The sequence below is a fragment of the Paraburkholderia sp. BL25I1N1 genome (assembly GCF_003002025.1).
Taxonomy (GTDB): Bacteria; Pseudomonadota; Gammaproteobacteria; order Burkholderiales; family Burkholderiaceae; genus Paraburkholderia.
This window is the reverse complement of record NZ_PVZB01000012.1, coordinates 243,527-255,103: the sequence shown is the minus strand read 5'-3', so window position 1 is coordinate 255,103 and position 11,577 is coordinate 243,527. Positions and strand designations below refer to the sequence as shown.

Annotated in this window: 9 protein-coding genes; 2 read left to right on the top strand and 7 right to left on the bottom strand. The window is 60.8% G+C overall.

All coding sequences use genetic code 11. The annotated features are described in order from the left end of the window. Positions 1-62 precede the first annotated feature (62 nt). Positions 63-632: a TetR/AcrR family transcriptional regulator gene (locus tag B0G73_RS19800; protein WP_106282988.1), complete on the top strand. Its 570-nt coding sequence runs from the start codon at positions 63-65 to the stop codon at positions 630-632. A gap of 138 nt (positions 633-770) precedes the next feature. On the opposite strand, the gene B0G73_RS19795 is transcribed toward B0G73_RS19800, so the two are convergent. From B0G73_RS19795 to B0G73_RS19780, 4 genes are all read right to left on the bottom strand, one after another. Continuing rightward, positions 771-1,760: a LysR family transcriptional regulator gene (locus B0G73_RS19795; RefSeq protein ID WP_106282987.1), complete on the bottom strand. Its 990-nt coding sequence runs from the start codon at positions 1,758-1,760 to the stop codon at positions 771-773. A 154-nt stretch (positions 1,761-1,914) separates the two neighbouring features. Further along, a complete protein-coding gene (locus tag B0G73_RS19790; RefSeq protein WP_106282986.1) occupies positions 1,915-3,456 on the bottom strand; it encodes an efflux transporter outer membrane subunit in 1,542 nt (513 codons plus the stop codon). Continuing rightward, on the bottom strand, positions 3,453-6,590 hold the full coding sequence (locus B0G73_RS19785) for an efflux RND transporter permease subunit (RefSeq protein WP_106282985.1): 3,138 nt from the start codon (positions 6,588-6,590) through the stop codon (positions 3,453-3,455). Before B0G73_RS19785 ends, B0G73_RS19790 begins: the two co-directional genes overlap by 4 nt. A 14-nt stretch (positions 6,591-6,604) precedes the next feature. Further along, on the bottom strand, positions 6,605-7,759 hold the full coding sequence (locus tag B0G73_RS19780; protein ID WP_374957019.1) for an efflux RND transporter periplasmic adaptor subunit: 1,155 nt from the start codon (positions 7,757-7,759) through the stop codon (positions 6,605-6,607). Between the two features lie 556 nt (positions 7,760-8,315). On the opposite strand from B0G73_RS19780, the gene B0G73_RS19770 reads away from it, so the two are divergent. Beyond that, entirely contained in the window at positions 8,316-9,281 is a 966-nt protein-coding gene (locus tag B0G73_RS19770; protein ID WP_106282983.1) for an AraC family transcriptional regulator, read from the top strand. Positions 9,282-9,302: 21 nt separating this feature from the next. Here B0G73_RS19770 and B0G73_RS19765 read toward each other — a convergent pair whose 3' ends face one another. Genes B0G73_RS19765 through B0G73_RS19755 form a run of 3 tightly spaced genes read right to left on the bottom strand, consistent with a single transcriptional unit; the run spans position 9,303 to position 11,523 of the window. After that, on the bottom strand, positions 9,303-9,923 hold the full coding sequence (locus tag B0G73_RS19765; RefSeq protein WP_106282982.1) for a glutathione S-transferase family protein: 621 nt from the start codon (positions 9,921-9,923) through the stop codon (positions 9,303-9,305). 2 nt (positions 9,924-9,925) lie between these two features. Continuing rightward, positions 9,926-10,972, bottom strand: coding sequence for an aldo/keto reductase (locus tag B0G73_RS19760; protein WP_106282981.1), 1,047 nt, complete (start codon positions 10,970-10,972; stop codon positions 9,926-9,928). Between the two features lie 2 nt (positions 10,973-10,974). Further along, positions 10,975-11,523, bottom strand: a complete 549-nt coding sequence (locus B0G73_RS19755) for a nuclear transport factor 2 family protein (protein ID WP_106282980.1) — start codon at positions 11,521-11,523, stop codon at positions 10,975-10,977. Positions 11,524-11,577: the final 54 nt, after the last annotated feature.

The window sequence follows — 11,577 nt, the reverse complement described above, 5'->3', positions numbered from 1 at the left end:
CGACTTGCGGCAGCAATCGCGATGTTGTATAACATCTAAAATTTCCGTACACCAGTGACCCCATGAGAAAGTCCAGACAGGAGACGGCGGAGACCCGCCAACGCATTCTCGAAGCTGCGTCCAGCCGCTTCAGGGAAAGCGGCATTGAGGGCACCGCACTCGCCGATCTGATGGCGCAGGCTGGTCTCACGCACGGCGGGTTCTACAAGCATTTTGCATCGAAGGAACAGGTGGTGCTTGAGTCGTTGCAACTGGCCGCCGACTCGCTGCGCGAAACCATGGAGTCTTCCCTGTCGCGCTCGGCCGGCACGCCCGGTCTGAATGCGGCAATCGGCGACTATCTTTCTGCCGAACACCGGGACGATCCGGGCGGGGGCTGCCCGTTCGTTGCGCTTGCGAGCGAACTGGCTCGCGCCAGCGACGAGGTTCGCGACGCGACGACGGAGGGCATCCTGAAGCTGGTCGACCTGATCGCGAAACGTCTTCCCGAACTTCCGCGTGCCGCTGCAAAAAAGAAGGCACTCGTCATACTGTCGACCATGATGGGCGCACTGACCATGTCGCGTATGGTCAACGACGAGCAGCTCTCAGCCGCGATTCTGCGCGAGGCCAGGAAAGCAGTGCTGCAATGACTCCTGCTTCACCGCAGGTGTTCTTCTCCCTTGGGACCATCGTGCGAAACGTCGACCGGTAGGCGGCCGCAGGCGTGCTATTCAGTTCGCCGTTGAGACGGGAACTACTGTGGTCCCGCCCTTACAGATCCGCTTCCGTTACCCGCAGGCCATAAGCCGCCCGGAGGTAACCCCGGGGTTGACGCGATTGCCAGTGGACGGCTGATCCTTCGTGTTGAGGTCACTCGACAACAACGGACAATCTTCGAACAGCCCGGCAAGCCACTCCACGAAGACGCGGGCTCTAAGCGAAACGTGTCGATTGCGCGGATAAACGGCTATAGCCGGAATCGGTCGCGGTCGCCATTTTGAGAGCACTTCCACGAGTTCGCCTGACTCCATGTACTGTGCGAGTACGAACCGGGGAGCCTGCACCAACCCTGCGCCACGAGCACTGCACATCCCACAGGCCTCTTCATCGCTGATCGCAAGCGTTGCAGACATCCCGACTTCGACCGAATCGCCGTCGATATCGAACATGAAGTTAGTGACCTTTTTGGAACGTCTCGAGAAGCATTGCACCGAACGGTGCTGCTGCAGATCCTCGACCCGTTGAGGTTCGCCGTACCGGCGAAGATAGTCGGGACTGCATGCTGTAAGAAGCGGCACGTCGCCGAGTCTGCGACTGACACTATTCCCTTCATCAGGTTCCTCGAAACGGATTGAACACTCCACGGACTCGTGGGTCGGGTGAGGCTGCCCATCATCCAGTCCGATCACCAGTGCCATATCGGGGAACTGCTTGTAGAAATCATCCAGACGAGGCACAACGACAAGTCTCCCGAGCGTCGTCGGCATCTGCAGGCGGAGCCTCCCTCGTGGTCTGTTCGGTGCGCTCGAAAACAGATCTTCCGCCTCGTCGATCTCGGACAGAATCCGGATGCAGTCCCGATAGTAGTCCGCGCCTTCCGGAGTCAGGCTGAGGCGCCGGGTCGTCCGCTGCATCAGGCGAATCCGAAGATATGCTTCGAGCTTCCCCACGATGATCGACACCGTCGAGCGCGGAAGTCGAAGGGCGTCCGCCGCTTTGGCGAAGCTGTTCAGCTCAACCACCTTGGCAAAGACCTGCATTGACTGAAACCGGTCCATATCGTCTCACTTGCTGCCTTGCGCCGTACTGGAACCGGCACAAGGCAGACCACAGCAACAAATCGTTCTCAGCGGTGCTGAGACAGACATTCTAGAGAGCCGGGCTCGATTGAAGCGGAGAGCGGATCCCGCCAAAATCAACGAGCCAGGAGTCTTACCTCGCCGGCCCGGCCGCTGGCGACTCATTCTGTGTCACCGTAGCGTCGGAGCGGACATCCCAGCCACCACCCAGCGCACGGAATGCGCCCACGGCGGCGCGCGCGGCATCCGCGCGGGAGCTATCCAGGTCGTCACGCGCGACGAGGAGTTGACGGTCCGCGTCCAATACGTCCGTGAGGGTTATGGCGCCCGCCCTGTAGGCGCGTTCGGACAGATCCCGGGCGCGCGTAAGCGATGTCACTTCACCTTGTAATTCCTGTCTCCGGGCTTCTGTCTGCGTAAGCACTGTGAACGCATTCTCAACGTCCTCAGCAGCCTTGAGGACCGCCTGGCGATATATAGCAAGCGCCTCCGCGTTACCGCCCCTCGCCTGCTTGACTTCTGCATCCACCTTCCCGAAATCGAACAGACGCCACCGTAGCGCCCCTGTACCGATGGGCTGAAACGCCCCCGCGGTAAAGAGGTGGTTGGTGCTGACGCTGTCAAAGCCCAGAGCACCGGACAGCGAGATCTTCGGGTAATAGTCCGAGATCGCCGCGCCAATTCGCTCACTCGAAGCGGCCACTCGCCGCTCTGCCGCGATGACGTCGGGTCGACGTCTCAGCACGTCCAGTGGACCGACGTTATCGTCGATCCTGGGGATCGTGGGTATGCCGGAGGGGACGGCCAGCTCCTGCGCGTATGTTCCCGGTTGTGCGCCCATGAGCACGTCCAGCCGGTTCAGTTGGCCCTCCAGTGCCGTGCGCAGCGTGGGCACGGTGGACCTTGCCTGCTTGAGCAGTGCGTCCGCCTGTGCAATTTCGCGCTCGTCCGCCGCACCCGCGCGACGCCGGACCTGGACCAGTTCAAGCAGATGTGCGTCCGTCTCGATCTGGTCTTGCGCCACCGCGAGCCGGGCCTGAAATCCCCTGATCTGCAGGTAGGCGTCGGCTGCGTCGGCGGCCACGGTAATGCGCGTGCCGAGTTGCTCAGCCTGGGCCGCTTCTGCCTCGTCCCGGGCCGCTGTCGCACTGCGCCGCAAGCCGCCAGCGAGATCAATCTCCCAACTGGCGGCGGCACCGACGTTGTACTCGCGCTGGTCGCGGCTATAGCCCGGGAACGTTTTCGCGATCGAACCGACCGGACTTTGCAAGCTCTGGTGCTCAGCAGTGACGCTTGCGTCGAAGTCGAACGTTGGCAGAAGCTGAGCACCAGCGCTTGCTGCGACCGCTCTCGCCTGCTGGACGCGGGCAAATGCCGCTGCAAGGTCGAGGTTCTGCGCGAGCGCACGCTGGACCACCGTGACGAGCATCGGGTCGTTAAAGCCCGTCCACCATGTGTCCAGCTGCGCTGCGGCTGTTGTCGCGTGCTGGCTACTGGTCGCAATGCGGTTATGGAACGAGCTCAGATGTGCTGTTGGCGCCACGTAGTCGGGCCCAACCGCGCAACCGGATACGGCTGTCGCCAAGGCGAGACCGGCGGCAGTGACACAGAGGATCTTTCCCGGCCTTTTGCGTACGGCAAACGCGCTGCGTTCAGCGGCAATAGAAGAAGTCATGTGCGTTCCTTGCGGCCGACCCTGCGAATAAAGACATAGAAGGCGGGAGTGAACAGCAACCCGAAACAGGTCACGCCGAGCATGCCGAACAGCACTGCCGTGCCCAGCGACTGCCTCATTTCGGCACCAGCACCCGTCGCCACAGCGAGCGGCGCGACGCCCAGGATGAAAGCGAAAGATGTCATCAGGATGGGACGTAGCCGCGTACGTGCAGCGTGCACGGCGGCATCAATCGGGCCGGAGCCTTCGTCCTCCTTCTGACGTGCGAACTCGACGATCAGGATTGCATTCTTCGCGGCGAGACCGACCAGAACGACAAAGCCAATCTGCGCGAGGATATCGATCGGCATGCCACGGGCGATCAGGCCGGTAACCGAGGCCAGAATGCACATCGGCACGATGAGGACGATCGCAAGGGGGAGCTTCCAGCTCTCATACTGCGCGACGAGAACGAGAAACACGAAGAGAGCCGCCGCACCGAAGACCAGAAGCGTCGGGGTGCCATGTTGCTGCTGCTGGTACGCCAAGTCCGTCCATTCAAAACCGATGCCTTGTGGCAGAACCTCGCGGGCGAGCTCTTCCATGCGATGCAGTGCCGTGCCGGTGGCAACACCCGGCGCTGCGACGCCCTGGACTTCGGCCGCCGGGTACAGGTTGTAGCGCGGTACGCGATAGGGAATCGTACGGTTTTCCATTTGCGCCACCGTGCCGATCGGTACCATTTCACCGGACAGGTTTCGCGCCTTCAGTCGGGTAATGTCCTGCGGGGCATGCCGGAACTGTCCGTCAGCCTGAACGATGACCTGATAAGTTCTGCCCAGATAGTTGAAGTCGTTCACATACTGCGAACCCAGATAGACCTGCAGGGTGGAAAATACATCCGTGGGTGTCAGCCCAACCTTTTCTGCTTTCACACGGTCAATGTTCGCGAAAACCGATGGCGACCCCGCGTTGAACAGGGTAAAGACCCCAGCAAAACTCGGATCCCTGTTCGCCGCGGCAACAAGAGCATTCGCCGCATGCGCGAGCGCCTCCGACCCGAGCCCTGCGCGGTCTTCCAGCATCATCTTGAATCCGCCTGAATTGCCGAGCCCCTGTACAGGTGGCGGCGGAATCGTCAGTACGTACGCGTCCTTGATGACAGACAGGCGTTTGCGCAGGTCGGCCAATACCGTGTTCGCTGTCACTCCCGGAAGCTCGTGGTTATAGAGCGACGGCAGCCCCGAAAAAATCGTTCCCGAGTTCGATGCAACGGTCAACGTTGTCGCGTCAAGCCCAACGAACGGGGCAACGTGTTCAATACCGCGCGTGGACAGAATAATGTCAATTGCATTCCGGACGACTTTCTCGGTACGGTCCAGTGACGCTCCGGGAGGAAGCTGAACCACGGTAATCAGATAGCCTTGATCCTGCTCCGGAATAAAGCCGGTTGGCGTGCGCGAGAATTCGAAACCCGTAATCCCTATCAGCACCACGTAGATCGCAAGAACAACGGTCAGGCCACGAACGAGACGACGTGTGACGTTTCCGTACCCGAACGACAGCTTGTCGAAACCCCGGTTGAAGCGGTCAAAGCCTGCGTGCAGCAGACGCTGCCCAAATCCCGCACGCGACGCGTCGTGTGGCTCATGTGACTTGAAGAGCACCGCGCAAAGGGCTGGACTGAGAGTAAGCGACACAAAACAGGAGATCACCGTTGACGCGGCGATTGTCACCGCAAACTGGCGAAAGAATAGCCCCGAGATACCGCTCAGGAAGGCAGAAGGCACAAAGACGGCACATAGTGTCAGCGCAATGGATAGGAGTGCGCCGCCCACTTCGTCCATCGTCCGGTGCGCGGCCTCGGCTGGCGACATCCCCGAGCGCATATTGCGCTCCACGTTCTCGACCACAACGATCGCATCATCGACGACAATTCCGACCGCTAGCACGAGGCCAAATAAAGACAGGTTATTGAGCGATATCCCGAACGTCGCAAGCACGATGAAAGACCCGAGCAGTGAGACGGGAATTGCAACGACCGGGATAATCGTGGCCCGCCAGTTCTGCAAAAACAGGAAGACGACACCAACAACCAGCAGGATGGCGACGAAGATCGTGACAATCACCTCGTCGACCGACTTACCGATGAAGATGGTCGGATCGTAGATGATCTTGTAATCCATTCCCGGCGGGAAGTCGTTCTTCAACCCGCGCATGGCGGACAGAACCTGCTGTTCAACCGCAAGCGAGTTAGCGCCCGGCTCCGCATAGATGAGCAATGTCGACGCATTGTCGCGATCCATGAACGCTGTCGAGCCGTAGTCTGCGGCCCCTACTTCGACACGACCGATATCGCGTATGCGAGTCACTCGTCCCTGAGTGTCGGACTTAACAACCACATCCGAGAATTCCTGCGGTGTTGACAGCCGGCCCAGCGCCTCGACGTTGATCTGATAGGCATCGTTCCCCGCCGTCGGCGGCTGGTTCAGGATACCGGCCGAGACCTGCAGGTTCTGCGCACGCAGTGCCGTGAGCACTTCGCTGGCGTTCATGTTGTTAGCGGCAACCTTGTCCGGATCGATCCAGACACGCATTGCATACTCCCGCGCGCCCTGGAACTGCACGTCGCCGACACCCTGCAACCGCGCCAACGTGTCCTTCACGTGAAGCGTTGCGTAGTTCGATAGATAAAGCGTGTCGCGCGATTTGTCCGGCGAGTAAAGGTGAACGGCCAGAAGAATGCTAGGCGTCGACTTCCGGACCTGAACACCAAGGCGCTGGACATCTTCCGGAAGACGGGGCAATGCATCCTGAACGCGGTTCTGCGTGAGCATCTGCGCGACATTCAGGTCTGTGCCAATACGAAACGTCACAGTGACCGTCAGCCTCCCGTCGCCCGTCGACTGACTGCCCATGTAGAGCATGTTTTCGACGCCGTTGATCTGTTGTTCCAGCGGAGTGGCCACGGTGCGTGCGATCGTTTCCGCGGACGCGCCTGGATATGACGTGGTCACCTGCACGGTGGGTGGAACGATCTCCGGGTACTGGGCGACAGGCAGCACGAACATCGCGCCCAGGCCGATCAGCGTGAGAAATGCGCTGACCACCGTCGCAAAGCGCGGCCTGTCGATAAAGAAATGGGCAATACGCATGGCTTCCCTGTCCGCTAGTTCTGTTGAGGCTCATAGCGGATCGCACCAACGCGCGTCGCCACCTTGGTACCGGGAGCTGCATAAGGCAGGCCGTCGACAATCACTCGATCGTCGCGCGACAGGCCCGAGCGGATCACGCGCAATCCGCCGCGTATATCGCCGATCTCGACATTCTTCGGCGCCACCGTTCCGTCATCGGCAACCGTCATCACGACATGTTCCGACTGATCTGGCAACACGGACGCATCGGGTACAAGCAATGTCGGCGTGGGATGTGCCACTGCAAGCCGCACGCGCGAAAACTCACCGGGCGTAAAGCGCAGGTCGGCATTGGGAACCGTCGCTCGAGCGTGGATTGTTCCACTCGAGCGGTCCAGCACGTTGTCCACGAAATCGAGCGTGCCCTGCCGTGTGTATGTGGACGAATCGCCCGAGGCCAGTTCGACGCGATTCGCGGGCAGTCCTTTCGTGTCGCCGCGATAGCGCGAAAACGACTGGAAATCCGCCTCGCTCATATCGAAGTCGAGGTAGACCGGATCCAGCGAGACGAGCGTCGCGAGCAATGTCGTCGGACTCGTCGCAGCGCGGCTGCCTGCGATCAGATTGCCAACGGAAACGAGATGCCTGCCAATGCGCCCGCTGAACGGTGCGGTGACGCGACAATGATCGAGATCGAAACGGGCGTCCCGGATCTGCGCCGAGGCGTCGCCCAGCGCGGCCTGTGCCGCATTCAGTTCAGATGTACGCTGCTCGACGTTCTGCTTCGTGCCGGCGTCATTGCGCTCCAGGTCCTGCGCTCGCGCCAGCTCCTGCTTCGCGAGAGTCAGGCGCGCCTCGGCGGTTTGGCGCTGGGCAGTCGCCTGTGCAAGCCGGATTTCGTACGGCACCGGATCGATGGTGAACAGAAGATCGCCTTTGTGAACGATGTCGCCGTCCCGGAAGTGAACGCCCGTGAGCGTCCCGCCCACCTGCGCGCGGAGTTCCACCTGATCGACTGCCGAGAACTGCCCAAGAAACCCAAGTCGCGTGTCGAGTTCTCGCAAGAGTGGCTTGCTGACTGACACCTCGTGAGGAGGCACCGGCCGCGCATTGGCGACGCTGCCGCCCCCACCATGCGGGTAGAAAAACCACGCGCCCCCACCCGCAATGATCACAACTGCCGCTGCCACCCACGTTCTCGTTCGAAGCCCCTTTGGCGCGCGCCGAGGGCGGCGAACCGTTTCACCGTCATCCACTCTTGTTTTCGTATCCACCTTCAATCACCTTGAAAAGTGTTGCCGTTCGCCCTTTCATGAAATGGCGCCTTCATTGGCCGGCGCAGGAACTGATCGCGCCATGCACGCAACAACACGGGTTATTTAGATTTCGTACGCACTCTAAGTCGCGTTAGATTATCAGTGAAATCCATTTGGTCAAGCCTTTTCAAAAGAGGTTTACACGCCTCATTGAACAGGCATCGATGCATTGCAAGCCCAGCGGTGCTTCGGCGGATTATTCGTGCCTGCCGGTAAGTGTGTTCGCCGTCAACAGATATATATGGAGAGCCTCATGCGGTACGCTGCACAAGCGGATCGCCCGCGCGATGCATGGCATCGACGGGAAGAAGAGGCAACACCGGTCGGTTGCGTTTGTACTTTGCGGCGCGAAGGAGCGCTCCTCCATACCGATCCTTCCTTTGTCGCAGCGCACGTTCTCGGACGTGCGTTTTTTTATTGGGCTTAAAGCATGATTGTCGACGAGGCAACGAGCGTACTCGCGCGTCAGCGGGCATTGCGCGGCTATAGGCTGCCCCGGCAGGATGTGCTTTCCGACGTTCTGGATCTGATACGGCTAAGGGGTGAATCGATCGAGGTGTACGAGATGGGCGAGGCTCAATCTAAAGCGTTCGACGCCGGACGCGCCCGCTTTCACTTTGTCGAACACGGCGCGTTCAGACTTGATACCGCGACTAATGACGCCGTATCCCTGGCCGCCGGTGATCTCGTCCTTCTACCGAGAGGATGCGCGCATGTCCTGACGACGATCGACACACCCGGGTCTGGGTTCGGTTCACTCCCGGCGCCAGTTGATTTACACCGTTTCGCCAGCGGGCCCTTTCGCGTCTTGACCGGCTCATTTCAGTTCGAATCGGTTTCAGTCGGCCCCCTGGTTGCTGGTCTTCCGAATGTCATGCATCTTCACGCCGAGGCATCAGGCGCGCCCGAATGGCAAAGCGCGATCCTACGGTTCGTGCGGCTGGAGGCGAGCGAGCCGGCGCCTGGCGCTGCCTTGATGATTTCACGCCTGATTGATCTGCTCGTGATACGGAGCTTGCGCGAGTGGGCAACCACTCGTCCGGCCCACAGTGGATGGCTCCGGGGTCTCGGCGATGTCCGACTTGGGCGTGCGCTGGCGGCAATGCACGGCGAGCCTGCGCGGGAATGGAAGCTGGGCGAACTCGCGAAGATTGCGGCCATGTCCCGGTCACACTTTGCAGAGCGGTTCACGAAGGTCGTCGGCGAGCCGCCGCTCCGGTATCTCGCACGGTGGCGACTGACTCTCGCTGCGGACCTGCTGCGCAACGGCCGCGTGCGGATCAGCGAGGCAGCGTCCGTCGCCGGTTACGGGTCGGACGCCTCGTTCTCACGGGCGTTCAAGGCATGTTTCGGATATTCGCCCCGCGCCGCGCGCAATGGCGGCGATTCGAACTAACGCATGCCCTCGAGTTGAGCGTCAGTCGAAAGCGGTCATGCCACGTTTCACGCCCGGCCGCGCCATGACGCACGCGAACCATCGATGAAGTCGCGGATGCCCCGTCCAGTCAATCGACGACGACAACGCGGCTACGATAGTCGCGGCAGCAATGTCCGCCAGTGTGAATGACTGGCCCGCCATGAATCGTGCGTTTTCCAGAAACCCCTCGCTCGCAAGAAGCGCGTCGAGGGTGCGTTGTTCCATCAATCGACGCCCCTCGTCGCATCCTTCGCTTCGCAGAAAGAAGGACGCGTGGCTGGGCGCAATCACATCAGTCACGAAAAAGAAGAATCGTTCCAACGCGAGGGGAGCCGATGGATCCTTTTCGCGCGGCAACAACCTCCCGCCCGCTTGCTGTGCAAGGTAAAGAAGAATCGCGTTGGACTGCGCAAGCACGAGCGGCGGCCCCCTCGACGAGCGAACTCGCAGCACCGGCACTTTTCCACCTGGATTAAGGGCAAGAAAATCGGGTGTGCGCTGTTCGCCCGCCCCGAGGTCAAGCAGCACGACGCGGTGCGCGATGGCAAGTTCCTCCAGCGCAATGGCCACGCGAAGACAGTTACCCGTCTTCGCGCCGTACAGGACAACATCGTCAGGCATCGTCAGGGAGCCGGCGTTTCCGGCATGACTACGCGCTCGTACTGGCCTCCGGCCGCAGCTTGCCGGTATGCTGGCGCATCGATCATGGACTGCGGAAAGATCGGCGACAATGCGCTGGCGCGATCCAGCAGCTCGACGTGATGCGGAGCGAGCCTGAGCTTTGAGGCGCCAAGGTATGCTGTTAACTGTTCGCTCGTCCGAGGTCCGATAATCGGCAGCGAACCCTTCTGCAAGACCCACGCCACGGCTACCTCGGACGGCGAGACTCCAAGCTCGGTCGCAACCCCAAGGGTGGCATCGACGATGGCAGTACGCTGACTGGAATTTTCCTGCTGGAATACCGCACCGCCCAGCGCTTCGAGCCGGCCTTTCTCGCCCCGACGGTACTTGCCCGAAAGCAGTCCACCACCGAGCGGCGACCATGCCACCATCCCCAGTCCAAGGGCCTTCCCCGCCGGCATGAGTTCGTGCTCGCTCGTCCGCTCGACCAGGCTGTGCTCAAACTGCAACCCGGCGACTCGCGCCCAGCCGCGTAGCTCGGCGATCGTTGATGCCCGCGCGACGCGCCACGCAGGGAAGTCCGACAGTCCGATATACAGCACCTTGCCGCTGCGCACGAGGTCGTCGAGGCCTCGCATGATCTCGTCCGTTGGCGTGATGCCATCGGAAAAGTGCACCCAGTAGAGGTCGATGCGATCCGTCTTGAGACGCTTGAGGCTCGCCTCAACAGACAGGCGCATCGCGAGCCGGCTGTTGCCCGTCGCCAGAGCGCCCGCGTTGGGCGTAGCTGCCTGAGTGTACTTGGTCGCGATCACGAAGTTATCCCGACGGTTTGTGAGCAGCTTACCGAGAAACTCCTCGGATTCACCGAACTGATACACGTCGGCGCAATCCAGAAAGTTACCGCCCGCGTCCGCGTAGCGGTCGACAATCTCTCGCGCGGCGTCGAGATCTGCTCCGTACCCCCACCGGCCGCCGAAATTGGCTGTTCCGAGAACCAGTTCAGATACCCGCAGGCCAGTATGTTGACCAAAGAGACGATATCGCACGATTACACTCCTTGAGTTTTCGGGAGATACGGAACCGCCGCAGCTGCCGACGTGTCAGCAGGCGTCAGCGCACGGTTGGTGGTCGAGCCACCGATATAGCGCTCGTAAATTCTCCATCCCGTTGCTGTCTTGCGGAGACGATCACGCATCGGAGAATACAGCCAGATCGCGGGCAGTCCGCTATCGCTGTGCATCACCTGACCGGCACCCAGTTTGGTCGCATCCTCGGGCGCTGCATGGCGGACCAGCAGATTCTGGTAACGCACGACCACGCCGTCTTCGTCAGCGTCGACGATATGGTTTGTGGCGTGACGCCCCACGCCGGGTATCAGGTACGGATAGTCGCGCTCGAAGAAGCGTCGGATTTCTGCGTGTCCACTGATCGTTCCGTGAAAGTGGTACGCGACGGCGTCGGGCAGGAACGCCTCGATCATGGCTTCGACATCCCACGTCTCGAAGAACCAGTTGACGCGATTGACGAAATCGACGGCGCTGGCGCGGTCGTCAGCGCTGACTGCGCTCGTATGTGGAACGGAGGGAAAGGCTGTCATGCAAGATCCTTCAAAGAAAATGCCTATCGGAACGAGGGCGTTCAATATGTGCAA